Raw genomic sequence first — 23,536 nt, 5'->3', positions numbered from 1 at the left:
ATGCCGTCGTTGGCATTGCGGATGGCCACGTCGGTACCGCGGATCTGCGTGCCGAAGCGCTCGGAGATGGCCAGACCGGCCGCATCGTCCTTGGCACTGTTGATGCGCGAACCGGAGGACAGGCGCTGGATGGTGGTGGCCAGCGAGCTGCCGCTGGTGCTCAGGTTACGCTGAGCATTCAACGACATCGTGTTGGTGTTGATTACTTGTGCCATGAGGAGAGGTCCTTGAGCGGTTGCACGTGAGTTGGGTTAGACGCCCCCGACGTGCCCCGGGGGCGGCTCATGTCAGCGCTGCAACAGGCTGAGCACGTTCTGCGGTACCTGGTTGGCCTGGGCCAGCATGGCCGTACCGGCCTGCTGCAGGATCTGGGTGCGGGTCAGCTCGGCGGTTTCCTTGGCGAAGTCGGTGTCCTTGATGCGGCTGCGCGACGCCGACAGGTTTTCCGACGAGGTCTGCAGGTTGGCTACGACCGAGGTGAAGCGGTTCTGGATCGCGCCGAGGTCGGCGCGCACGCTGTTGACCGATTCGAGGGCCTTGTCGACGATCGACATCGCCTTCTGCGCGCCCTCGGCCGTGGTGACGTTCAGGTCCTTGACGAAGCTGGCCGTTGCGCCGGTCAGCGTGCCGCCGTTGGTGCTGGTCTCGGTCAGGCCCAGGCCGGCGATGGTGGCGGCGGTGATGCCGGCCGGCGGGGTAGCCGCGCTGACACCCAGGGTGAAGGTCTGGCCGTCCTTGACCGACGCCAGGCTGACAACGCCGGCGTTGACGGAGGCGACCACGCCGGTTTCGCCCAGCTTGTTGTTGATCGCAGCAGCGGTGGCCGAGGTGATCGACTCGCCTGCCTTCACGGTGAAGTCGCTGACGGTGACCGTGGTGGCGGTGCCGCCCGGCGGGGTCACCGAGATCTGCAGGCCGGAATAGGTGGTATCGGCGGTGGCCTTGTCGACGGCCAGTGCGGTGCCGGTGTAGCCGTTGGCAAAGTTGGCCGCGCCCAGCGAATCGGCCTTGGCGTTGACCACGCTGTTGATGGCGATGGCCTGGCCGGCGTTGGCGCCCACCTGGAACAGCTGGCTGGTGAACGAACCGTCCAGCAGCTTGGTGCCGTTGAAGTCCGACTGCTTGGCAACGCGGTCGATTTCCGAGACCAGCTGGGTCACTTCGGCCTGCAGCGCCTTGCGGTCGCTGGCCGAGTTGGTGGCGTTGGAGGCCTGTACCCCCAGTTCGCGGATGCGCTGCAGGTTGTTGCCCACTTCGTTCAGCGAACCCTCGGCTACCTGGGCCAGCGAGATGCCGTCGTTGGCGTTGCGGATGGCCACGTCCAGACCACGGATCTGGGTGGTGAAGCGCTCGCTGATGGCCAGACCGGCGGCGTCGTCCTTCGCGCTGTTGATGCGCAGGCCGGACGAGAGGCGCTGGATGGTGGTAGCGAGCGAGCTGCCGCTGGTGCTCAGGTTGCGCTGAGCGTTGAGCGACATCGTATTGGTGTTGATTACCTGTGCCATGGGGTCGTCTCCTCTTATGTGGAACCCGTTGGTGAAAGAAACGAAGCGCCGCCTGATTTTTTTGTTTGGCTGTGTGCTTCGCCGTTGCCAAATGAATAACGGCGCTTTGTCAACAACCTTTAGCCGGGAATTTCGTTGCAGCTGAATTTCATCGCTGAAAGCTGTTTTTCCGAGGATTTCCGCTGGCCCGGAAGGAGCGGGGTGAACCCTGGAATGGGCAGCCGGGCAGGGCCTGGCCGGCGCCAGAAGGGGTATCGGCGTCGGCCAGCTGGGCTTTATGGGCGATCCCGGAACATCCGCCGGGCATGGCCCGGCGCTACCAGGGCCAACCCTTCGGTAGCGCCGGGCCGTGCCCGGCGAGCGCAGCGGCACATGACCGCAGAAACGAAAAAGGCCGCGATGCATGGCATCGCGGCCTCCGGTTCCAACGCTGGCGCGTGGAATCAGCGGATCTTGTTGAACAGCGACATCGACTGCATCTGCGAGAACAGCGTCTGTGCCGCCTGCAATGCGGTGCTTTCCAGCTGGTACTGGCTCAACGCATCGGCGTAGTCCAGGTCGCGCATCTGCGACAGCGTGGTCTTCAGCGTTACGCCATTGGCCTCGCGCATCTCCGCCGCATTGTCCAGCGCCTTCAGCTGCGCGCCACCGGCAGCGCGGGAATCGATCATCCGTTCCGCAGCGCGGCCGACATCACGCAATGCGCTCTGCAGCTCGTTCTGCTGCGCGGCCATCTTCGCCGGGGTACCGGTATCGGCATCCAGCGCGGCGATCAGCTTGTCCATGGTGCCGAAGATGTCGCGGCTGCTCGCGGCCTGCACGTTGAAGCTGTCACCTGTCGCTGGCGCTCCTGCGATCTGCAGGCGAACGCCGTTGATCTCCAGTTCGCTGCCGGCCTTGTAGGTGCCGGTGCTGGTCACGTTGCCGGCACCGTCCAGCACTTCGTACTGGTTGGCGGCCGTGAAGCGCACACTGAACGATTGCCCGTTCCAGCTGTCGCTGCCATCGCGGGTGATGTTGGTCAGCACGCCGTTGCCGGTGTTGCCCGCCGCTGCGCTGCCATCAACGAAGCCATCGCCGGTGGGAATGCGCAGGAAGATCTCGCTGCCGGGCAGGGCATCGCGCACGTAGGTGTCCGGGCCGACTTCGACCTGGCGCTGGGTCTGGTCGCCGCGATAGACCACCTTGCCATCGATCTTGGCGAACGGCGGATCGCTGTCGTTGGTGCCACCGAACACGTAGCGACCGGTGCCGTCGCTGCTGTTGGCCAGCGACAGCAGGCCCTCGCGGATCTGGTTCAACTCGGTGATCAGGGTCTTCTTGTCAGGCGCACTCAAGGCGGGATTGCTGGCCTGGATGGTCAGATCGTTGACGCGCGCCATCAGGTCGTTGACCTGGGCGAGGGTGTTTTCCTGCACGCCCAGGCGGTTCTGCACGTTGTTGCCGTTGAGCTTCATGCGCTCCAGTGCGGCCAGGCTGCGGTCCAGGCCAACCGCGGCACCTGCGGCGACCGGATCGTCCTTGGCGCTGACGATCTTGCTGCCGGTGGCGATCTGCTGTTCCAGATGGCTGAGCTTGGCCTGCTTGGCCATCATCAGCGCCACCGACTGGCTGTACATCATGCTGGTGGAGATACGGCTGCTCATCGGCGCACGGCTCCCAGGATGGTCTGGAACATGGAGTCGGCCGTGGAAATCAGCTGCGAGGCGGCCTGGTAGGCCTGCTGCAGGCGCAGCATGTCGGCCGCTTCCTCATCGAGGTTGACGCCGGAGACTTCGTCACGCGCCGCCTGCGCCTGGTCAGCGATCACCTGTTGTGCCCCCAGCGAATACTCCGCCGAACGCGCCGCGGCACCGACCTGGGTGGTCAGTCCGCCCAACGCGCCGCCCAGCGTTACCGTGCCGGCGTTGAACGCCTTGGCAGATTCCACCTTGGACAGCTTGGTGGCATTGCTGTTGTCCGACGAGCCGGCCGGGGTCTGGGTGATGTTGAAGGTGTCGCCATTCTTCGGCACGCCATCGAGCACGAAGCTCCAGCCGTTGGCGCTGATGGTCTGGCCGGGCGTGTAGGTCTGCGGCGGGCCACCGTCGATGGTGTAGGTGGTGGCCGAGGTGAACGCGATCGCAGCCGGATTGCGCAGGTTGGCGTTGGCCGAGTCGGTCACGGTCACGCCGCTCAGTTTGCCGGTACCGGTGTTGGCCAGTGCTGCGGCGCCCTTGATCGCGGCGGCCGCGGCAATGCGCGACGGATCGGTGATCGCCATCTCCAGGCTGCCGGCCACGCCGGCCGTCGGCTGCAGCAGGAAGCGGTCGTTGGCTGCAGGGGTACCACCGACCACCAGCTTCACGCCGTTGATGACCAGCGGGTCGGCGGCAGTGCCGGTACCGGTCAGCGGAACGCTCGCACCGGTGTCGGCGCGGCTGGCAGCCCAGTTGCTGCCATCGAACTTCAGCACGATGTTCTGCGCTTCCAGTTTGCCAAGGTCGCCATAGCTGGCGGTGATGGAGCCGGTGCCGGTGTTGCTGGCATTGCCGGTGACACGCGGCGTGCCGATGTTGAAGAAGTCGCCGCCCATCTTGCCGTACAGATCGACGCCCTGGCGATGGGTGCTGTTGAACGTCTCGGCCAGACCGACCGCCAGCTTGCCCAGTTCGGCCTGGGCCGGGGTCAGCACGGTGTCGCGGAACTCGAGCAGGCCACCGATCTGGCCGCCAACCGCCTTCGGGTCCAGGGTAATGGTGCCGCCCTGGGTCTGCAGCGCCAGCTGCAGGCGCTCGGGCTGGTACGGGTCGGCCACCGTGGTGACCTTCGATGCGGTGGTGCCTACCACCAGCGCTTGGCCGCCGGCGGTGTAGACGTTCATGATGCCGCCGTCCTGGATCACGGCCGTGCCGCCGGTGTAGCCCACCAACTGCGAGATCAGCTGATCACGGCGATCCAGCAGGTCGGGCGCGGCGTTGGCGATGTTGGTGCCGATCGCGCCGTTGATCTGCGCGATCTCCGACGCCAGCCGGTTGACCTCGGTGGCACCGGCCATCAACCCGTTATTGACCTCGCCATTGAGGTTGTTCAGATGGGTATTGAGCTGGCTGAAGCGGTTGGCCAGCGCTTTGCCACCATCAAGCATGTTCTGCCGGTCGGCGGTGCCGGCCGCGTTGGAGGACAGGCCGCTGACGGTGTCGAAGAAGTTCGACCAGACCCCGGCCACGTTGGTGGCCGCGTCGGAGAACAGTGCATTGACCCGGTCGGCCATGCCCGAAAGCTGCTTCAACCGCGCAAGCTCACCGCCGCTGTCGAGCAGGCGCGAGATCGCCAGCTGGTCGGCAGCGCGGCGGATGTCGACGATGCGGGTGCCGTTGCCAACGTCGCCGTAGCCGTAGTTCTGCGGGGTGGCGGTGGCGAAGTCGACCTTCTGCCGGCTGTAACCGGGCGTGTTGAGGTTGGCCACGTTGTGGCTGGTGGTGGCCAACGCACGCTGGAAGGCGAGCAGGGCACTGGTACCGGTGGAAAGTACGCTGGACATGGGGTTCCTCAACGACGAGTGATACCCAGCGCCGCGGTTGCGGTGCTGGCGAAGGTCTGACCGATGCGTGAGCCGGCATCGGCCACGGCGGCCACGGCGCGCTCGATGGTCGGGCCGCCGGCGATCGCGGCGATCTTGGCCGCGTAGCGCGGGTCGGTGGCATAGCCGGCGCGTTGCAGGCCGCGCGCGAAGCCCTGCACATCGGTACCGGCCTGCAGCGCCTGCTGGTAGCGCGGGCTGGTCTTCAGCAGGCGCACGTAGTCGGCAAAGCTCTCCGCAGGTGAGGTGTAAGCGCGGAAGCTGGCGGTCTCGTTGCGGCGCACGCCATCGACATATTCATGGGTGCCGGCGGTGGCGCTCTGGCCCTTCCAGCCGGTGGCCTTGATGCCGAACAGGTTGTGCGAGGTGCTGCCGTCGGCATGCTTGATCTGGCGCTTGCCCCAGCCGGTTTCCAGTGCTGCCTGCGCAACCAGGGCGCGGGCGTCTACGCCCAGTTCCTTGGCCGCGCTCTGCGCGTGCTGCCAGATACTGGCAACGAAGCCTTCGGGCGTGTGCGCGCCCAGCTGGGCGACGGCGGTGCGGGTGGCCAGCGCATCGGCCGGGGTGCCGCTGCTGCCGCGGTTGCTGGCGGTCGGCGCCCACTGGTCGCTGGCAGCGGCCCAATCGGCACCACCGATGGTGCCGGCATAGGGATCGTCGGTGCCCAGCGAACGGTGCATGCCGCTGCTTTCCCGGCCTGCAATCAGGTCCAGCGCCTGCTCCATCGGTGCGACCGACGACTGCGCGCCCTCCTGCACACCGGCCGCCATCTGCTGCAGCATGCGCACGGCCTGGCCGGCATCCTGCAGCGGCAGCGACGGCGCCGCCGGAGCATTGAGCTGGTAGGCGCGGCTCGCCTTGGCCGGATCCATCCGGGTATCCAGTGCCGGGCCATCGGCCTGCGCGCCGGACAACTGGCGGGTGATCATGCTCGACAGGCCCAGACCCTTGCCGCGGGTCATCGCCTCGGCGATCTTCTGGTCGTACATCTCCCGGAACATCTTGTTTTCGCCCGGGAACAGCGAATCGCCGAAGCTGGCATCACGCATGCTCTTGACCAGCATCTGCGCGAACTGGCCTTCAAGCTGGCGCGCGACCTTGTCGATCTTCGCCGGATCGTTCTGCTGTGCGGGGCTCAATTCGAATGCGGGAGTGATGCGCATGTCAGATCACCTCGAGCTCGGCGCTCAGGGCGCCGGCCTGCTTCAGTGCTTCCAGGATCGCGATCAGGTCACCCGGTGCCGCGCCAACGGCATTCACCGCATGCACGATCTCATCCAGGGTGGTGCCGCCATTGAACTTGAACATGCGGCTGCCATCGTTGGTGGCAGTGATGGTCGACTGCGGCGTGGCCACGGTCTGGCCACCGGCAAAGGCGTTGGGCTGGCTGACGTTGGTGTTTTCCTGGATGGTCACCGTCAACGAACCATGCGAGATCGCGGCCGGGCCGACTCGTACCTGCTGGCCGATGACCACGGTGCCGGTACGCGAGTTGACCACCACCTTGGCCGGCGCAGCGCCAGGGGTCAGTTCCAGGTTTTCGATGCGGGCCAGCAGGCCGATGCGCGCACCGGCATCGGTCGGCGCACGCACGGCAACCGTGCCACCGTCCACGGCGCGGGCCGAGCCCTCGCCGAAGGCATTGTTGAGTGCACCCACCATCCGCGAGATGGTGGTGAAGTCGCTGTTGTGCAGGTTCAGGGTGATCTCGCCGCTGGCACCGAATACATCGGGCAGGGCACGTTCAACGGTCGCACCGTTGGGAATGCGGCCGACGCTGGGCACGTTCACCGAGACGCGCGAACCGTCCTTGCCCTGCGCGCCGAAGCCGCCGACGATCAGGTTGCCCTGGGCGATCGCATAGACCTGGCCATCGGCACCGCGCAACGGCGCCATCAGCAGCGAGCCACCACGCAGCGACACGGCGTTGCCGATGGAGGAAACAGTGATGTCGATCGGCTGGCCGGGCTTGGCGAATGGCGGCAGCTCGGCATGGATCGCCACCGCTGCCACGTTCTTCAGCTGCGGGTTGACGTTGGCCGGCACGTTGACGCCCAGCTCGCCCAGCAGGTTCTTCAGGCTCTGCACGGTGAAGGGCGCCTGGCTGGTGCGGTCACCGCTGCCATCCAGGCCGACCACCAGGCCGTAACCCACCAGGGCATTGCCACGCACGCCACCCACCTGGGCCAGGTCCTTGATGCGCTCGGCGCTGGCCGGGGCCACCACCGCGAAGATCATGAACACGGCGCAGTAGAGAGACGCGGCGCGTCGCTGCCAGGAAGAAGAGAAGAAGAGTTTCATGGCCATACTCAGAACGGCGTCAGGCCGGAGTTGAAGAAACGGCTCAACCAGCCCATCGCGTTGGACTGCGCGACAGGGCCGCGGCCGCCATAGACGATGCGCGCTTCAGCCACGCGGCTGGAGGGCACGGTGTTGTCCGCGCTGATGTCGCCGGGGCGCACGATGCCCTGAACCTGCACCAGTTCGTCGCCCTGGTTCAGGCGCAGATTCTTCTGCCCCTGCACCACCAGGTTGCCGTTGGGCATGCGCTGCACCACGGTCACGGTCACGTTGCCCTGCAGGCGGTTGCTCTGCGCGCTGTTGCCCTTGCCGGTGAAATCGCGCGCGCCCTTGGCCGTTGCACTCAGGATGTCCTTGCCGCCCAGGGTGACCGGTGCACCGAGAATCGACGGCGTGCCGAGGCTCAGGTTCGATTCCTTGTTGGTGGCGGTGTTGGCGCTGGTCTGCGCGGTGGTGTTTTCCAGCAGGGTGATGGTCAGCAGGTCGCCGACATCGCGCGCACGGCGGTCCGAATACAGCTGCAGGGTCGGGCCGGCGGCGTAGATCGCGCCGGCAGTCGGTTCGGCCTGCGGCGGCATGATCGGCTGCAATGGCGCCATCGTCGGATAGGGGCGCACGTCGCCAGCGATCACGCAGCCACCGAGCAGGGCAGCCACGGCGCAGGCGAGGGCAGTACGGGCGAAGGAAGAAAGGGGCGACATGGCAGTTTCCCGGTGAGGGCGGTCAGAGCTTGTTGCTGAGGTAGCCGAGCATCGAGTCGGTGGTCGAGATCGCCTTGGCGTTCATTTCGTAGGCGCGCTGGGTTTCGATCATCGACACCAGCTCTTCCACCACGTTGACGTTGCTGCCTTCCAGCGCGCCCTGCACCACGGTGCCCAGGCCGTTCAGGCCGGGGTTGCCGTTCTGTGCCGGACCCGATGCCGTGGTTTCCAGGAACAGGTTTTCACCGCGTGCCTGCAGGCCCGCCGGATTGACGAAGTCGGTCAGGGTCAGCGCACCGACTTCCACCGATGCCGCACCGTCAGCCATCTTCACGCTGATGGTGCCGTCGGTACCGATGGTCACCGACTGCGCGCCTTCGGGAATCTGGATGCCCGGCTGCACCGGGTAGCCGCTGTTGGTGACCAGCTCGCTGTCCTGGTTGATCTTGAACGAGCCGTCGCGCGTGTAGGCCGAGCTGCCGTCGGGCATCTGCACTTCGAAGAAGCCGCGGCCGTTGACCATCACGTCAAGCGCGCGGCCGGTCTGCTGCTGGCTGCCCTGCTCGAAGTTCTTGGCGGTGGCCACCACGCGCACGCCGGTGCCGATCTGCAGGCCGGTGGGCAGCTGGGTCTGTGCCGAAGACGAACCGCCGGGCTGGCGCACCTGCTGGTACAGCAGGTCCTCGAAGCTGGCGCGGTCCTGCTTGAAGCCGGTGGTGTTGGTGTTGGCGAGGTTGTTGGAAACCACCGACATGCGCATCTGCTGCGCATCCAGTCCGGTTTTAGCGATCCACAATGCCTGGTTCATCTTCGGAGTCCTGTCTGGGTGAAGCCGGCCGCGCAATGCGGCCCATGGGGTAGGGAGTGCAAGCGGCGTGCCAGCACCGGCGCAGGCCGGTGCCGGAATTCCGTCAGCTGCCCAGGCGCAACAGGCTGTTGGCGCTGCGCGCGTTGTCATCGCCGTGCTTGATCACCTGCACCTGCATTTCGTACTGGCGCTGCAGCTGGATCATCTGCACCAGCGCGCCGGCGGCATCGACGTTGCTGCCTTCCAGCTGGCCGCTGTGCACCGCCGTGCCCTGCGCCTGGGCGAACGGCTGCAGCGGATCGGTATTGCGGAACAGGCCATCCAGGCCGCGTTCGAGGCGTTCATCCGGCGCCTGCACCACCTTGATCCGGCCGATCATTGCCATCGTCTGCGGGCCTTCGCCCTGCGGGATGATCGAGATCGTGCCGTCGTTGCCGATCTCCATCGCCTGGTAAGGCGGAATCGCGATCGGATTGTTGTTGTCGTCCAGCACCGGACGGCCGCTGGAGGTCACCAGCTGGCCGTTCGGGGTCACCGACAACGCGGCGCCACGGGTGTACGCCTCGCTGCCATCGGGGGACTGCACGGCCAGCCAGGTGCCGGTCTGCAATGACAGGTCCAGCGGCTTGCCGGTGATGTGCTGCGCGCCGGCGGTGCGGTTGAAGCCCGCATCGACGTGCAGCGCATCCACCCGCGAGGCAAAGCCCGGGCCACGGATCGGGAAGGCTTCGGTATTGGCCAGCGCTTCCTTGAAGCCGGGGGTGTCCGAGTTGGCGAGGTTGTGGCTGAGCGTTCCCTGCGCCTGCAGGGAGGCGCGGGCACCGGTCATCGCCACGTAAAGGGCTTTATCCATGCGGGGAGTTCCGTGACAGGGTCAGCAGGTCATCAACGGATGTTGATGACGGTCTGGGTGATCTGGTCCTGGGTCGTGATCATCTGCGCGTTGGCCTGGAAGTTGCGCTGCGCGGTGATCATGTTGACCAGCTGTTCGGTCAGGTCGACGGTGGAGGACTCCAGCGAACCGGCCTGGATCTTGCCGAGGTTGGAGGTATCGGCGGCGCCGGTGCGCGGCGTGCCCGAATCGAAGGTCTCCACCCACAGGTTGTTGCCCTTCTGTTCCAGGCCCTGCGGATTGTTGAAGCTGGTCAGTGCAACCTGGCCCAGCGGCTTGTCGTCGCCGTTGGAATAGCGGGCGAACACCACGCCGGTTTCGGAAACGGTGATCTCGTTGAGCTTGCCGGCCGCGTAGCCATCCTGCTGGGTGTTGCGCAGGGCGAACTTCTCGCCGTACTGGGTCGAGCCGCTCACATCCAGCGTCATGTTCAGCACGCCAGCGCCGGTGGTCGGGGTGAACGTGCCGAGGCTGATCCTGCCGTTGGCCGGCGCGGTCAGCTTGCCGGCGTTGTCGAAGGTCAGCGGGGTCGGCGTGCCGGCCGGCTGGCCATCGACGTAGTTGTGCACCGTCCACGCGTTGGTGGCCGCTTCCTTGACGAAGTAGGACACCTGGGTGTGGCTGACGCCCAGCGAGTCGTACACGGTGATGCCGCCGCTGGAGTGGCTGTAGCTGTTGGAATTGGTCGGGTCGAAGGTGGTCACCGTCGGCTGCTTGGCATTGCCCGGCAGGGTGAAACCAACCTTGACTTCGCTGGTCTGCTTGGGCGGGCTGTCAGTGGTCAGCAGCTGCAGGTCGACCAGGCGGCCCGCATCGAAGTTGGTGCCGTCGGCGTTGGGTGCGAACACCTGCAGGCGTGCGCCCTGCGGGTTGACCACGTAGCCGGCGGCGTCGGTCTGGAAATTGCCGGCGCGCGAGTAGACGCGTGCACCGTTCATGTTCATGGTGAAGAAACCCTCACCGGAAATGGCCATGTCCAGGCTGCGGCCGGTCTGCTCGTTGTTGCCCTGGATGAACTGCTGGGCCACGTTGGAGACGCGCACGCCCGAACCGATCGCGTTCTTGGACAGGCCGTAGCTGGTGGCCGCGAACAGGTCGGCGAATTCCGCGCGCGACTGCTTGAAGCCGGTGGTGTTGACGTTGGCCACGTTGTTGGCGGTGACGCTCAGGTCCGAGTTGGCAGCGTTGATGCCGGACAGGGAAATGTTGAAGCCCATGGGATGCTCCTGTTGGATGCGGTGGGTGCGGCTCAGCTGACGCGGAGCACGTAGTCGAGAGGGGCCGTGCCCAGGCCCTTGAGATTCAGGTAGAGGCCGTCGGAACCGACGGTCACGCTTTCCACCGGTGCCTGCACGAAGGTTGAAAGCTTGGTGCTCTTGCCGGTGGTGTCGACGTGGTTGGCGACGATGTTGTACTTGCCCGGCTCCATGCGCTTGCCGTTGGCATCCTTGCCGTCCCACTTGAATGCGGTCTCGCCGGCAGCCTTGGCTTCAACGCTGATCGAGGTGACCTTCGCGCCGTTGGCGTCGGTGACGTCCACTGTGACGATGCCGGCGGCCGGTGCGGCAACCGTGCCTTCCACCGAGCCTTCCTTCTCCAGCACCAGTTTTTCCGACGGCACGAGCACCTGGTGGCCGACCAGCGCCGCGCCACGCAGCACCTGGTCGCTGGCCATCGATTCCTGGAAGCCCTTCACCGATTTGTTCAGGTCGGTGATGCCCTGCACGGTCGACATCTGCGCCATCTGCGAGACCATCTGCGTGTTGTCCATCGGCTTCAGCGGATCCTGGTGCTGCAGCTGTTCGGTCATCAGGCGCAGGAAGTCGGCCTGGTCCAGCGTGTTCTTCTTCTTGGTGGCGTTGCTGTTGGGGGCGTTCAGGCCGAGTGCGGCGTAGACGTCCTGGTTGCTCTGGTTGTTGACGGCAGTGGTCATGGCGGTGTCCGGTGCAGCGGGCCTCAGCGGCCCATGGTCAGGGTGGCCAGGGCCAGTTCCTTGGCGGTGGTCAACATCTCCACGCCGGCCTGGTAATTGCGCGAGGTGGAGATCAGGTTGACCATCTGCGCCACCGGATCGACGTCGGGCTGGTAGATGTAGCCGTCGCCGTCGGCCAGCGGATGGCCAGGCTCATAGCGCTTGATCGGCGCCGCGTTGCTCTGGGTGATCTCCTTGACCTGCACCGAGGTGATGTTCGGGTCGGTCTTGCTGGTGACCGCCTGGAAGATCGGTTCCAGCGGCTTGTACACCGCGTCGGGGGAGCCGGCGATGCTGTCAGCGTTGGACAGGTTGGAGGCGATGGTGCTCATGCGCACCGACTGCGCCTGCAGAGCGGAGCCGGCGATATCGAAGATCGGCAGGTTGCTCATGGCTTATTGCCCCGTGATCGCGGTGAGCATGGAACGCACCTTGCTTTCGACGAAGCTCAGCGAGGCGCGGTATTCCAGTGCAGCGCGGCCATAGGCGGCGCGCTCGGCATCGGGGTCGACGGTGTTGCCGTCGATGCTGGGCTGCACACCCTCGCGGGCCACCTGGAACGGATTGAGGCCACTACTGATTTCGTAGTGCTGCTCGTTGGTGGTGGTCATCAGACCGTTGGCATCCAGCCCCTGGGCATGGCGCAGGGCCGAATCGAAGTCCAGGTCCTGGGCCTTGTAGCCGGGGGTGTCGGCATTGCCGAGGTTGCTGGCGATCAGCTTCATGCGCTGTTCGCGCAACGGCATTGCCTGGGCATGGACGCCCAGGTAGTCGGTAATCAGGTTGCGCACGGTGCACTCCCACGGGAACGTTGCCCAGGAAGCTGCAAGTGGTGTGCCAAAGTGGCGCGCGATCCTGTAGAGCCGAGCCATGCTCGGCTGCGTTTCGTTCAGGTCCCGCGCAAGCCGAGCATAGGCTCGGCTCTACCGGAGAGAGCCTTATGCCGCCATCGCCACCTTGCGAAGGCGGTCCAGCACGAAGTCGGCCAGTTCATGCGGCGAATACTTGGCGACGAAGGCATTGGCACCCACGCGCTCGACCATCGCATTGTTGAATACGCCCGACAGGGAGGTATGCAGCAGCACGTACAGCCCGGACAGGCCGGCGTGGCGCCGGATTTCCGTCGTCAGCGTGTAGCCGTCCATCGCCGGCATCTCGATGTCCGAGATCACCATGGCGTAGCGATCGGCCGGGTTTTCACCCGAGGCGTGGATCTGCAGCAGGTGGTCCAGCGCCTGCTTGCCATCCGAGAGCAGGGTTGCGCCCACGCCCAGCTGGTCCAGCACGCTGCGGATCTGCTGGCGCGCCACTCGCGAATCATCCACCACCAGCACCTGCAGCTGCGGGGCATCGGCGGGCATCGCCATGGCCGGGTCGAGCACCGCTTCACCGCGCACCTGCGCGATGTCGGCCAGCACGCTTTCCACGTCGATCACCTGGATCAGCTCGCCCTGGAAGCGGGTTACCGCGGTCAGGTAGCTGGATTCTGCACCCAGTTCCGGTGGCGGGTGGATGTCTTCCACCGCGATGTTGACGATGCGCTCCACGCCGCTGACCAGGAAGCCCTGGATCGAGCGGTTGAACTCGGTCACCACCAGGTAGCCGGGCGCGGTGTCCGCATCCGGCTCGCGCTCGGGATGGCCGATGGCCAGGCCCAGGTCCAGCACCGGCACCGAACGGCCGCGTACATCGGCCACGCCGGCAAACTGGCCGGGCAGGCCGGGCACCTGGAACAGTTCCGGGCGGCGCAGCACTTCCTGCACCTTGAAGACGTTGACGCCAAAAAGCTGACGTCCGCCGAGGCGGAACAGCAGCAGCGCCAGGCGATTGTGGCCGGCCAGTCGGGTTCGCTGGTCGATCCGGTTGAGCAGGTCATGGGACATGGCTGCTGTATCGGCGCGGGCAGGGCGAAACTTGAGGGCCTGTGTACATTGCCCGACGCGGGAAGATTTCCCCTCTCTGCCTCTGGCACGCAGCTTGCACGCGTCTGGGCCAGGTCTTACCGACAGGAGGCGCCATGCGCCGCATTGCTTCTTTCCTTGCCATTGCACTGGCCGTGGCCGCGCCGTGGGCGAGCGCGGCCGACTGGCAGCCGGTGGCCAGCATCCGTGCCGCGGCACTGTCGACCCTGGCCGCCGGCACCGAAGGTGAGGCCATCGTCGCCGATGCGCTGCGCCTTCCAAAATGTGGCGGTGCATTGCAGGTGCAGCCCACCGCCAACACCACGGTGGAGGTGAGCTGCCCCGATGCCGGAGGCTGGCGCCTGTTCGTGCCGGTGAAGGTGCGCCGCAACCAGACCGTGCTGGTGCTGACCCGTGGCATTGGCACTGGAGAATCCATCGCCGCCGCCGATATCAGTACTGCCCAGCGTGACGCGGCACGGATTGCCGGCGCAGTGCTGGCCGATCCTGCCGCGGCGATTGGCCGCATCGCCCGTCGGCCGTTGCCGGCGGGAACACTGTTGTCGAGCAATGATCTGGTCGCACAGCGTCTCATCAAACGAGGAGACAGTGTGGCACTGGTATCGCGGCGTGGTTCGGTCGAGGTCCGCATCGCCGGGCGCGCACTGGGCGATGCCGGGCAGAACGAGCGGGTCTCGGTGGAAAACCTGTCCTCGCGCCGTATCGTGCAGGGCACGGTGGACGCGACCGGTGACGTAATCGTGGCGCGTTGAAATAATGCAGAATTCCCCTAAAGATCACGGCCCTGCGGCCGTTATCCCTTGTGTACGGCAACTCCAGGACACCCAATGAGCCAGAAAATCGACGGCAACCTGCAGGTCCCCCAGGCACTGCGCAGCGTGACCACCCCGGCCGCCAAGCCCGGCGTGAGCACCGATTCGGCGGCGCGTCCAGTCGAGGCGGCCGACAGCCTGCGCCTGACCGGCGAAGCCACCAACCTGCAGGCCATCGAGCGTGAGCTGAGCACCGCCCCGGCGATCGACGCCCAGCGTGTTGCAGCAGTGCGCGAATCGCTGCAGAACGGCACCTACAAGATCAATCCGGACGCGATCGCTTCGCGCATGCTTGAACTGGACCAGCAGCTGCAAGGATGACCGCGGCGATGAGCGAGCCGCTGCAGCGCCTTGCCCAGGCCCTGGACGTTGAACGCCAGGCCCTGGTCGAGCACGACGTGCACGCCCTGATCCGTGCCACCGGTGCGAAGCTGGAAGCGCTGCGTGCGCTCGAAGGCGCGCCGCCGGTGGGCGAGGGCGCGCAGCTGCAGGAACTGGCCGAGCGCAACCGCGCCAACGGCGTGCTGCTGTCGCGGCGCCGGCGCGAGGTCAACTGGGCACTGCGCCAGATGGGCCGCACCGAAGAGTCCTCGGCGTACGATGCCAAGGGCCAGTCACATACCGTGACCGCGCGGCGGCCACTCGCCGTCGCCTGACAGGCCGGCGGTCGGCTGACCGCCCGATGGCGGCTGTCGGCCGCCGCACGAGCGCGTATATTGGGCGCCTGTTTGATCGCCTCGAGTCGCCGTGTCCGCCGCCAACGTTCTGGTTACCGCCCCCCTTCCGCCGCAACCGGTGCTGCAGGCCCTGCTTGAGCGCCTGCGCGAAGGCTTGCTGCTGTTCACCGAAGATGGACAGGTGGCCCTGGCCAACCCCGCCGCACAGAGCCTGCTGGGCAGCGACGAAGGTGCCTTGCCGCCGCCGCAGCGCCTGCGCGAACTGCTGCCGCCGGATGCACTCGAACATGCGCGCCAGCAAGGTCACTGGAACGGCAGCCTGCCGCTGGGCGAGGGCGTGGTCATCGCCCATCTGTACTTCCATGGTGAACCCGGTTCGGGGCACTACCTGGCGTTGTTCCGTCATATCGAAGGCCAGGAAGACTACGAGCGCGAACTGCAGCAGCGCCATGCCGAACTGCGCCAGGCGTACCTGCGCTTGAACGGTACCCAGGAAAAGCTGCTGCAGTCGGAGAAGATGGCCTCCATCGGCCAGCTTGCCGCCGGCGTGGCGCATGAGATCAACAACCCGATCGGCTACGTGCATTCCAACCTGGGCAGCCTGCAGGAGTATCTGCGCAGTCTGTTCACGGTGATCGAAGCCTACGAACGTGCCCTGCGTGCGCCGGACCCGAAGGCGTTGATTCCGGAAATCGACGATATCCGTGACCGCCTGGACATTGATTTCATCAGCCGCGACCTGCCGCAGCTGATGGCCGAATCACGCGAAGGCATCGAGCGCGTCACCCGCATCGTGCGCGACCTGAAGGACTTCTCCTATTCCGGCCGTGACGAGTCGTGGAAGCTGGTCGACCTGCATTCCGGCCTTGAATCGACCATCAACATCATCTGGAACGAGCTCAAGTACAAGGTGCACCTGGTGCGCGAGTTCGGCCAGCTGCCGCTGGTGGAATGCCTGCCGTCGGAATTGAACCAGGTCTACATGAACCTGCTGCTCAACGCCGGTCACGCCATCGCCGAGCGCGGCACGATCACCGTGCGTACCGGCGTGGACGGAGACACGGTGTGGGTGGAATTTGAAGACACCGGCGGCGGCATCTCGCCGGAACTGCGCCAGCGCATCTTCGATCCGTTCTTCACCACCAAGCCTGTGGGCAGCGGTACCGGCCTGGGCCTGTCGATCTCCTACAGCATCATCAACAAGCACCACGGCCGCATCGACCTGGACAGCACGCCGGGCGTCGGCTCGCGCTTCCGCCTGGTGCTGCCGATCAAGCAGCCGCGCTGATCGTGGTCGCCGGGCATGGCCCGGCGCTACCCCCGGTCCCCGGTAGCGCCGGGCCATGCCCGGCGGATGCGGTTACCGCAGCGGCGAACGATCCTCGCCACCATCAGCCGGCTCGGCGGCAACCGGTCCACCATTGCTGCGCCGCTGTTCCTCGTACGTGCGGAACGCCTGGTGAATGTGCTTGCGCAACTCGTCGTCATTCCACGGCTTGGTCAGGAACCGGTAGATCGCACCGCGGTTGATCGCATCGGTCACCGTGTTCAGATCGGTGTAGCCGGACAACACCAGACGGATCGTGTCCGGATACAGCATCTTCACCCGGCCCAGGAACTCGGTGCCGCTCATGTCGCTCATGCGCTGGTCGGACAGGATCACCTGCACGTCGTTGATGGCCAGCAGATCGAACGCATCGCGCACGTTGCCCGCCGCCAGGATGCGGTAACCATCGCGACGGAACAGGCGCACCAGCGAGCGCAGCACGTTCTCCTCGTCGTCCAGCAGCAGCAGGGTGCGGTCCGGGCGGGTTTCGGCGAACGCTTCGGGGCGCAGGTAGCGGCGGCGCAGGGTCATGCCGGCGGCATCGGCCGACATCGGCTCGCCGAACAGATAACCCTGGAACACATCGCAGTCGTTGCGGCGCAGGAAGCCCAGCTGCGCCTGCGACTCCACGCCGTTGGCGATCACCGTCATGCCCAGCTGGTGGCCCATCGCAATGATCGCGCGGGCAATCGCCGCTTCACGATTGCCCGCCGGTGCGCTCTTGATGAAGCTGCGGTCGATCTTCAGCTTGTCCACCGGGTAGCGCACCAGCGCACTCAGGCTCGAATCGCCGGTGCCGAAGTTGTCCAGGCTCAGGCTGATGCCTTCGTTGCGCAGGTTGGCCAGCGTTTCGTGGACGAAGTTGACGTTGTTGGTCAGGGCGCTTTCGTTGATCTCCAGCGTCAGCATCTGCGCAGGCACGCCCGACGCCTGGATCACGCCCATCACTTCGGCAAAGAAGTTCGGTCGCAGCAGCTGCAGGGTCGATACATTCACCGCGATGGTGAAGTCATCGAAGCCCTGGTCGCGCCACAGCCGGGCCTGCTTCAACGCGCCTTCCAGCACCCACGTGCCGATCTGCACGATGATGCCCAGGCGCTCGGCGGTACGCATGAAGCGCTCCGGCACCAGCATGCCCAGGGTCGGCGACTGCCAGCGCAGCAGCGCCTCCATGCCCACCACGTGGCCATCGCGGGCGCTGACCAGCGGCTGGTAGCGCAGCTTCAGTTCGCCGTTGGGAATGGCATCGACGATCTGTCGCGCGATGATGCTCTCGCTGTGCGCGCTCGGCGGCGTGTCCACCGCATGGATGCGCACCGCATTGCCACCTTCGCGGGCGGCCTGGTACAGCGCGTCCTCGGCATGGTCGAGCAGGCGCGAGGCGCTGCTGGCGTGCTCCGGGCACAGGCTCACGCCCAGCTTGCCGGTCATGAACAGCGTGTAGGGCAGAACCGAAAGGGGCAGCTCCATCTGCTGGCGGATCTCTTCGGCGAAATCCTCGGCAAGTGGCAGATCGGCGGTGCGCGGCACGGCGATCAGGAACTCGTCGCTGCCATGCCGCCACAGCTTGCCGCGTCCGCGCAGGTAGGACTGCAGGCGCTGGGCGACCAGCACCAGAGCCTGGTCACCGACCTCCGCGCTCATGTTTTCATTGACCGAGGCGAAGTGGTCGATGTCCACATGCATCAGCATCAGCGCGGTGCCTCCGGACGCGGCTTCGGCGACCATTGCCTGCAGCTCGGGATTGCCGGCGCCTAGGCGATCAGGCGCATCATCGATGCTGACCGGGGGCAGGTTGGGGTTCCACATGGGCTCAGTATTCCGCTGACTCGACGGCCGCCGTAACAGCGGCCTGGTAAGGAAGGTGGACATCGACGAGGGTACCGGCGCCATGCGCCGACTCGATCCGCACATGGCCGCCCACGCTCTGCGCACGCTCGCGCATCACGATCAGGCCCAGGCCGCGCGGGCCATCCGGATCGAACCCTTCGCCGTCGTCACGGATCATAAGGTGCAGCCCGCGCTGGTCGACATCGCGCAGCTGCAGCACCACCTGGCTGGCGCGCGCGTGGCGCAGCACGTTGGTCAGGCTTTCCTGGGCGATGCGGAAGCAGGCCTGCTCGATGCTGTTGTCCGGGCGCGTGGGCAGCGATTCGATCTCGGCCTGCAGCTCGACGCTGGACGAGCGGAAAAGCACGCGCGCCTGCCAGCTCAACGCCGCTTCCAGGCCCAGCGCATCCAGCTGCGGCGGCCGCAGCAGGGTGGAGATGTCGCGCAGCTTGGCGACGGTGGTATCGGCCAGGCTGACGATCTGTGCCAGGTCCTCGCCGCGCCGTTGCGCGTCGTCCTCGTCCTGCGCCGCATAGGCCGAAAGCTTGATCGCGGTGATCGCCTGGCCGATGTCATCGTGCAGGTCTCGCGAGATTGCCCGGCGCTCGTCTTCCTGCAGCGAGAACAGACGACCGGCCATCGCCTGCAGCTCGCGGTTGCTGGTCTCCAGCGCGCTGCGGGTCTGCTCCGATTCGCTCAGGTCGCGCACGATCAGCAGCTTGCAGTCGCGCCCGCCGTAACGCACGTCACCGACCGCAAGGCCGGCCTGGAAGCTGCGGCCATCGGCGCGCTGCATGGCCAGCAGGCTGCTGTGGCCTGGGCTATGCTGGGGCTGCCCAGCGCGCATCTGCGCGCGCAGCCGGGCCAGATCGCTGCCTGCCACCAGCGCCGACAGCGGCTCGCCCAGCAGCGTGTGGCTGCCGTAGCCGAACAGGCCGGCCGCCCACGCATTGGCATACAGCACATGTTCGTCGGACAGGATCACCACGCCATCGGGCAACACCCGCACCAGCTCGCGGAACTGCTCCTCGCGTTCGCGCAGCAGGCGCCGCGACTGCTCACGCTCGGTCACGTCCTGCAAGGTGCCCAGGATCCGGTCACGGCCGGCCTCATCCACACCGCTGGCAGCGCGCAGGTGCACCATCAGCGCGCGGCCATCCATTGCCAGTACCGGCAGCAGCACATCCACCTGCACCTGCTCGCCGGAGCACAGCCCGGCCAACACCTGATCGGTCTGTGCGGCGGTGGCTGGGTCGGCTGCCACCAGCAGTTCGTCGAAACGGTGCCAGCGTCGCGCCTCGGGCGGGCGACGGCCCAGCAGGCGATAGACCTGGTTGGAGTAACGGCCCTGGCCGGTGGACGGGTCCAGTTCCCATGCGCCGATCCGCGCCAGTTCGTGGGCTTCTTCCACCCGGGCCAATGCCTGGTCGCGCCGCAGCTGCGCCAGGTCTTCGGCGGTGCGGTCGATGGCGATCAGCAGGCGCGCCGTGTGCCCGTCGTAGTCGATCGCGTTCGAGCGCAGTTCCATCTGCCGCAGGCTGCCGTCGCGCAGCTGCAACTGCGCGCGCAGGATGCACAGCTGCTCGGGCGCCTCGCGGATCTCTTCCAGCTTGGTCTGCAATGCCTGGTCCTGGCCCGGTGGCCAGAGCACGTCGATGGTCTGCGTCAGAAGCGCGTCGCGGTCCCAGCCGAAGGTGCTGCACGCGGCGGGATTGGCATCGAGGATGGCCAGCGTGTCCAGGTCATAGACCAGGATCGGGCCGGGGTTGCCTTCGAACATCTGCCGAAGGCGCAGCTCGGAAGCCTGCAGGCGGGCGTGGGTGTGCAGCACGTGCTCGGCCAGCGGCCGCAGCAGCAGGTACAGCAGTCCCGCACTGGCGAGGGCGAAGAATGCTCCCTTCATGCTCTGCCACAGTGCAGCCTGCTGCGGGTCGGGCACCAGCGCTGTCACCGCGCCGTCTGTGGCGATCATCCACGCCAGCGCCATCGCCAGGTAGCTCAGCACCACGCGCCGACGGTCGCGCCCCAGCGCCTGCGCCATCCGCGGGTCGGGAACAGGGGCAGTGCCGGTCGGTTCTACGGGCATGGACAGGGCAGGGAGGAGGGGTGCCGGTCATCTTACCGCGCAGGTGTGCCCTGGCCACTCAATTATCCGCCGCAGGCGCCGTTAACCACTGCGTGCCCCGCTGTCGGGCGTTTCATCCGGAGCAAGATCGCGTGGACCAAGGGATCATCGCCAGCCTGCTGCAGCATCCGCTCGCCTCGGCGCTGGTCATCGTCGACCGTAGCGGGCGCCCGCTCGCGGCCAATCCGGCTGCGCGCGAGCATGGCCTGCCGGCTACGGTGGCCGCCTACGCGCCGATGCTGGAAGACCTGCGCCTGCTGGCCGCCGACGGTGGCATCGTCGCCTGCACGCTGCCGGGTGGCCCACGTGGCCACTACGATGGCCACCTACGCGCCGTGCATGACAGCAGTGGCAACCTGCTCGCCTTCACCCTCAGCGTGCCCGAGCCGGTGCCGGTCGACGGTGGTGGCCGCTGGGAGCTTGCGCTGGACAGCGCTGGCCACAGTCTGTGGGACTGGGACATTCCCAGCGACCGGGTGGCCCGCACGCCCGCGCTGGGCGAGGAAACCGCCACCCAGATACTGGCGCGCGTGCACGCCGACGACATCGCCCAGGTGCGTGCCGCGCTGGATGAACATCTGCAGGGTGGCAGTGAGCAGTACAGCGCCCAGTTCCGTTTCCGCCAGGCCGATGGCCAGTGGCGATGGGTGCTGGACCGCGGACGGGTGGTGGCGCGTACCGCCGATGGCCAGCCGCTGCGCATGGTCGGTACCCATACCGACATCGAGCAGCAGAAGCAGCTGGAAGCCATGCTGCAGGAGCAGCAGCTGCATCTGCGCGAAGCCCAGCGCATCGCCAGCATGGGCAGCTGGTCGTTCGATCCGCACAGCCGCCACTTCTGGTGGTCGCCGGAGCTGCGCTCGCTGCTGGCGCTGCAGCAAGGCAGCATCCCGGGGCAGCGACGTTGGCTGAAGCAGCTGCATCCTCGCTCACGCGGTGCACTGCGCGCCGCCTGGCGCCGCCTGTGGCGTGATGGCCGGGCCGCCAACATCGAACTGGAACTGACCCGCGGCAACGAACCTTCCCAGCACCTGCGGTTGTGGATGCAACCGCTGCTGGACATGGACGGCCAGCCCAAGCGTTTGCTGGGGCAGGTGCAGAACATCACCGAACAACACCAGACCGATGCGCTCATCCGCTGGCGCACCGAACTGCTCAACCGCGTATCCGCGCTGGGCCGCATCGGCGGCTGCGAGATCGAAGTTGCCACGCGCAACATGCAATGGACCGAGGAGTGCTATCGCATCCACGGCCTGCGCAAGGAGCCGATCACCCTCGACCAGGCGCTGGCACTGTATGCCGAGGATTCGCGTGCGGCGTTCGAAGCTGCGTTGGGGCGGATTGCCGGGGGCGGCCTGCCCGAGCAGCTGGATCTGTGCTTCTACCGCCAATCCGGCCTGCGCGTATGGGTGCAGGTGCTGATCGAACTGGACCGTCGCGATGGCCTGCCGCCACGCTTCGTGGTCCTGTTCCGCGACATCACCCGCGAGCGTGAAGCCAACGAACGCATCGAGCTGCTGGCGCACTACGATCTGCTCACCGGGCTGCCCAACCGGGTTCTGCTGGGTGAACAGACGTCCGAGGCCATCGAGGAGGCGCGCGATCGCGGCACCTCGCTGGCCATGCTGTTCATCGACCTGGACGGCTTCAAGAACATCAACGACAGCTTCGGCCACGCCACCGGCGATGCGCTGCTGAAGGCTGCCGCAACCCGCCTGCACCAGAACCTGCGCAACAACGACCTGTTCGGCCGTTTCAGTGGCGACGAGTTCATCGTGGTGCTGCGCGACCTGGCCGAGCCGGAAGATGCCGGGCATGTAGCGCGCAAGCTGATCAATTCGCTGGCCGAACCACTGCGCCGCGGCGATACCACCTTGAAGGTGGGCGCCAGCGTGGGCATCGCCATGCTCGGCGAGAGCCAGACCGACTTCGATTCACTGCTGCGCGCAGCCGACGCGGCGATGTACGCGGCCAAGGAAGCCGGTCGCAATACCTATCAGTACTACAGCCAGGACGCGCTGGCGCGGATCCAGCGGCGGTTGGAGATCGAGCATGGCCTGCATGGCGCCATCGAGCGCGACGAGTTCAGCCTGGCTTACCAGCCGCTGCTGCACGCCCATCATGGCGAGCCGCCGGCGATCGAAGCGCTGCTGCGCTGGCATCGTCCGGGGATCGGCTACTGCAGCCCTGCGGAGTTCATTCCGATTGCCGAAAAATGCGGCGAGATCGTCCGCATCGGTGACTGGGTACTGTCCGAAGCCTGTCGCCAGGCGGCAGCATGGGACCGTGCCGGCCTGCATTTCGAGCGCATTGCCGTCAACGTGTCGGCGGTGCAGTTGCGTGACCGTGGCTTTGCCGAACGCGTGATCGAGATCTGCCACGCGCACGGCTGGCCGCCGCAGCGGCTGGAGCTGGAACTGACCGAGTCTGCCCTGATCCGCGACACCGACATCCTGCGCCATTGCTTCGATGTGCTTGAACGGCATGGCGTGCCGCTGGCGGTCGATGACTTCGGTACCGGCTTCTCCAACCTCAACTACCTCAACCGCTTCCCGGTTGGTCGCCTGAAGATCGATCGCAGCTTCGTGCAGGGCATGCTGCATGATTCCGGTACCGCCGAGGTCACCCAGGCCATCGTTCATCTTGGCCACGCGCTGGGCATGAAAGTGGTGGCCGAGGGCGTGGAAACGCACCAGGAAGAGGACATGCTGCGCCGCCAGGGCTGCGACGAGATCCAGGGCTACCTGTACTCGCGCCCGCTCAGCCCGCGCGACCTGGCCCAGTGGCTGCGCCAGCAGCACGCCGCACCCGGCCGCACCGATGCCGCCAGCGAAGTGCTGCTGGCGCGCTGAGGCGCCGCGGCCTTGCTTTGGTGGGTGCCGACCGTTGGTCGGCACTGATGCCTGCACGCGGGATCATCCACGCATGGCGTGGATCTACACTGCTCTGGTAGATGCCGACCTTGGTCGGCATGAACGCTGACACACGCCTCCATGTGTCCGCGCTCAGCGACGCCGTGCGAGCTCTGCGAGCACATCCAGCGCCTTGCGTTTTACCAGGCTGCTTAGCCGCCAGCCGTACTCTGCTACGGGCTCCGTCGAG

General features: G+C 66.4%; 21 protein-coding genes. 5 read left to right on the top strand and 16 right to left on the bottom strand.

Features of this window, described 5'->3' with window-relative positions:
- The 14 genes from QOL57_RS00385 to QOL57_RS00320 form a co-directional block, all read right to left on the bottom strand.
- Window positions 1-215 (bottom strand): flagellin (locus QOL57_RS00385; RefSeq protein ID WP_089242068.1); only part of this gene is annotated, 215 nt, incomplete at its 3' end.
- Window positions 216-287: 72 nt separating this feature from the next.
- Window positions 288-1,505 carry a flagellin gene (locus QOL57_RS00380; RefSeq protein ID WP_283401526.1) on the bottom strand — a complete coding sequence of 406 codons (1,218 nt, stop codon included), beginning with the start codon at window positions 1,503-1,505 and terminating at the stop codon, window positions 288-290.
- Window positions 1,506-1,948: 443 nt separating this feature from the next.
- The gene (gene flgL, locus QOL57_RS00375) at window positions 1,949-3,151 is read right to left on the bottom strand and encodes a flagellar hook-associated protein FlgL (RefSeq protein ID WP_089241035.1); all 1,203 of its coding nucleotides are present in this window, start codon (window positions 3,149-3,151) and stop codon (window positions 1,949-1,951) included.
- Complete coding sequence (flgK, locus tag QOL57_RS00370) at window positions 3,148-5,028, bottom strand: flagellar hook-associated protein FlgK (protein WP_089241037.1); 1,881 nt, start codon at window positions 5,026-5,028, stop codon at window positions 3,148-3,150. The genes flgL and flgK overlap by 4 nt, the downstream gene beginning before the upstream one ends.
- Before the next feature lie 8 nt (window positions 5,029-5,036).
- Window positions 5,037-6,230, bottom strand: a complete 1,194-nt coding sequence (flgJ, locus tag QOL57_RS00365; protein ID WP_089241039.1) for a flagellar assembly peptidoglycan hydrolase FlgJ — start codon at window positions 6,228-6,230, stop codon at window positions 5,037-5,039.
- Window position 6,231: 1 nt separating this feature from the next.
- Window positions 6,232-7,374, bottom strand: a complete 1,143-nt coding sequence (locus QOL57_RS00360) for a flagellar basal body P-ring protein FlgI (RefSeq protein WP_089241041.1) — start codon at window positions 7,372-7,374, stop codon at window positions 6,232-6,234.
- A gap of 2 nt (window positions 7,375-7,376) precedes the next feature.
- Entirely contained in the window at window positions 7,377-8,069 is a 693-nt protein-coding gene (flgH, locus tag QOL57_RS00355; RefSeq protein WP_089241043.1) for a flagellar basal body L-ring protein FlgH, read from the bottom strand.
- A gap of 22 nt (window positions 8,070-8,091) precedes the next feature.
- Window positions 8,092-8,877: a flagellar basal-body rod protein FlgG gene (gene flgG, locus QOL57_RS00350; protein ID WP_025879105.1), complete on the bottom strand. Its 786-nt coding sequence runs from the start codon at window positions 8,875-8,877 to the stop codon at window positions 8,092-8,094.
- Between the two features lie 103 nt (window positions 8,878-8,980).
- Window positions 8,981-9,730, bottom strand: a complete 750-nt coding sequence (locus tag QOL57_RS00345; RefSeq protein ID WP_089241045.1) for a flagellar basal body rod protein FlgF — start codon at window positions 9,728-9,730, stop codon at window positions 8,981-8,983.
- A gap of 32 nt (window positions 9,731-9,762) precedes the next feature.
- Window positions 9,763-10,986, bottom strand: coding sequence for a flagellar hook protein FlgE (gene flgE, locus QOL57_RS00340; protein WP_089241047.1), 1,224 nt, complete (start codon window positions 10,984-10,986; stop codon window positions 9,763-9,765).
- A gap of 32 nt (window positions 10,987-11,018) precedes the next feature.
- Entirely contained in the window at window positions 11,019-11,702 is a 684-nt protein-coding gene (locus QOL57_RS00335) for a flagellar hook capping FlgD N-terminal domain-containing protein (protein ID WP_089241049.1), read from the bottom strand.
- A gap of 23 nt (window positions 11,703-11,725) precedes the next feature.
- Window positions 11,726-12,133 carry a flagellar basal body rod protein FlgC gene (gene flgC / locus QOL57_RS00330; RefSeq protein WP_089241051.1) on the bottom strand — a complete coding sequence of 136 codons (408 nt, stop codon included), beginning with the start codon at window positions 12,131-12,133 and terminating at the stop codon, window positions 11,726-11,728.
- 3 nt (window positions 12,134-12,136) lie between these two features.
- Window positions 12,137-12,532, bottom strand: coding sequence for a flagellar basal body rod protein FlgB (gene flgB, locus QOL57_RS00325; protein ID WP_089241053.1), 396 nt, complete (start codon window positions 12,530-12,532; stop codon window positions 12,137-12,139).
- A gap of 147 nt (window positions 12,533-12,679) precedes the next feature.
- Window positions 12,680-13,624, bottom strand: coding sequence for a chemotaxis protein (locus QOL57_RS00320; protein ID WP_089241055.1), 945 nt, complete (start codon window positions 13,622-13,624; stop codon window positions 12,680-12,682).
- Window positions 13,625-13,758: 134 nt separating this feature from the next.
- Between QOL57_RS00320 and flgA the strand changes: the two genes are divergently transcribed.
- The 4 genes from flgA to QOL57_RS00300 all read left to right on the top strand — a co-directional run bounded on the left by flgA (window position 13,759) and on the right by QOL57_RS00300 (window position 16,440).
- On the top strand, window positions 13,759-14,415 hold the full coding sequence (gene flgA, locus QOL57_RS00315) for a flagellar basal body P-ring formation chaperone FlgA (RefSeq protein WP_089241057.1): 657 nt from the start codon (window positions 13,759-13,761) through the stop codon (window positions 14,413-14,415).
- 75 nt (window positions 14,416-14,490) lie between these two features.
- Window positions 14,491-14,796 (top strand): flagellar biosynthesis anti-sigma factor FlgM, encoded by a 306-nt coding sequence (flgM, locus tag QOL57_RS00310; protein ID WP_025879113.1) that lies wholly within the window; start codon window positions 14,491-14,493, stop codon window positions 14,794-14,796.
- A complete protein-coding gene (locus QOL57_RS00305; protein WP_089241059.1) occupies window positions 14,793-15,131 on the top strand; it encodes a flagellar protein FlgN in 339 nt (112 codons plus the stop codon). Before flgM ends, QOL57_RS00305 begins: the two co-directional genes overlap by 4 nt.
- 91 nt (window positions 15,132-15,222) lie before the next feature.
- Complete coding sequence (locus QOL57_RS00300) at window positions 15,223-16,440, top strand: ATP-binding protein (RefSeq protein WP_089241061.1); 1,218 nt, start codon at window positions 15,223-15,225, stop codon at window positions 16,438-16,440.
- 72 nt (window positions 16,441-16,512) lie between these two features.
- Here QOL57_RS00300 and QOL57_RS00295 read toward each other — a convergent pair whose 3' ends face one another.
- Together QOL57_RS00295 and QOL57_RS00290 are read right to left on the bottom strand one after the other, a co-directional pair.
- Window positions 16,513-18,288, bottom strand: coding sequence for an EAL domain-containing protein (locus QOL57_RS00295; protein ID WP_089241062.1), 1,776 nt, complete (start codon window positions 18,286-18,288; stop codon window positions 16,513-16,515).
- Between the two features lie 4 nt (window positions 18,289-18,292).
- Window positions 18,293-20,395 carry a PAS domain-containing sensor histidine kinase gene (locus QOL57_RS00290; protein WP_089241064.1) on the bottom strand — a complete coding sequence of 701 codons (2,103 nt, stop codon included), beginning with the start codon at window positions 20,393-20,395 and terminating at the stop codon, window positions 18,293-18,295.
- Between the two features lie 131 nt (window positions 20,396-20,526).
- On the opposite strand from QOL57_RS00290, the gene QOL57_RS00285 reads away from it, so the two are divergent.
- A complete protein-coding gene (locus QOL57_RS00285; RefSeq protein WP_089241066.1) occupies window positions 20,527-23,286 on the top strand; it encodes an EAL domain-containing protein in 2,760 nt (919 codons plus the stop codon).
- The last annotated feature ends 250 nt before the right edge of the window (window positions 23,287-23,536 follow it).

The organism is Stenotrophomonas sp. yr243, from assembly GCF_900184195.1.
Lineage (GTDB): Bacteria > Pseudomonadota > Gammaproteobacteria > Xanthomonadales > Xanthomonadaceae > Stenotrophomonas > Stenotrophomonas lactitubi.
Note: the sequence above shows the minus strand (reverse complement) of the source record. Positions and strands in the feature narration are given on the sequence as shown.

Excerpts from the sequence above, each read along its gene's own strand:
- flgM (WP_025879113.1), top strand. The coding sequence starts at position 14,491 with ATGAGCCAGAAAATCGACGGCAACCTGCAGGTCCCCCAGGCACTGCGC.
- flgJ (WP_089241039.1), bottom strand. The coding sequence starts at position 6,230 with ATGCGCATCACTCCCGCATTCGAATTGAGCCCCGCACAGCAGAACGAT.
- flgC (WP_089241051.1), bottom strand. The coding sequence starts at position 12,133 with ATGAGCAACCTGCCGATCTTCGATATCGCCGGCTCCGCTCTGCAGGCG.
- flgA (WP_089241057.1), top strand. The coding sequence starts at position 13,759 with ATGCGCCGCATTGCTTCTTTCCTTGCCATTGCACTGGCCGTGGCCGCG.
- QOL57_RS00295 (WP_089241062.1), bottom strand. The coding sequence starts at position 18,288 with ATGTGGAACCCCAACCTGCCCCCGGTCAGCATCGATGATGCGCCTGAT.
- flgH (WP_089241043.1), bottom strand. The coding sequence starts at position 8,069 with ATGTCGCCCCTTTCTTCCTTCGCCCGTACTGCCCTCGCCTGCGCCGTG.
- QOL57_RS00335 (WP_089241049.1), bottom strand. The coding sequence starts at position 11,702 with ATGACCACTGCCGTCAACAACCAGAGCAACCAGGACGTCTACGCCGCA.
- QOL57_RS00290 (WP_089241064.1), bottom strand. The coding sequence starts at position 20,395 with ATGCCCGTAGAACCGACCGGCACTGCCCCTGTTCCCGACCCGCGGATG.
- QOL57_RS00320 (WP_089241055.1), bottom strand. The coding sequence starts at position 13,624 with ATGTCCCATGACCTGCTCAACCGGATCGACCAGCGAACCCGACTGGCC.
- flgK (WP_089241037.1), bottom strand. The coding sequence starts at position 5,028 with ATGTCCAGCGTACTTTCCACCGGTACCAGTGCCCTGCTCGCCTTCCAG.
- flgG (WP_025879105.1), bottom strand. The coding sequence starts at position 8,877 with ATGAACCAGGCATTGTGGATCGCTAAAACCGGACTGGATGCGCAGCAG.
- flgL (WP_089241035.1), bottom strand. The coding sequence starts at position 3,151 with ATGAGCAGCCGTATCTCCACCAGCATGATGTACAGCCAGTCGGTGGCG.
- QOL57_RS00345 (WP_089241045.1), bottom strand. The coding sequence starts at position 9,730 with ATGGATAAAGCCCTTTACGTGGCGATGACCGGTGCCCGCGCCTCCCTG.
- QOL57_RS00305 (WP_089241059.1), top strand. The coding sequence starts at position 14,793 with ATGACCGCGGCGATGAGCGAGCCGCTGCAGCGCCTTGCCCAGGCCCTG.
- QOL57_RS00360 (WP_089241041.1), bottom strand. The coding sequence starts at position 7,374 with ATGGCCATGAAACTCTTCTTCTCTTCTTCCTGGCAGCGACGCGCCGCG.
- flgE (WP_089241047.1), bottom strand. The coding sequence starts at position 10,986 with ATGGGCTTCAACATTTCCCTGTCCGGCATCAACGCTGCCAACTCGGAC.
- QOL57_RS00380 (WP_283401526.1), bottom strand. The coding sequence starts at position 1,505 with ATGGCACAGGTAATCAACACCAATACGATGTCGCTCAACGCTCAGCGC.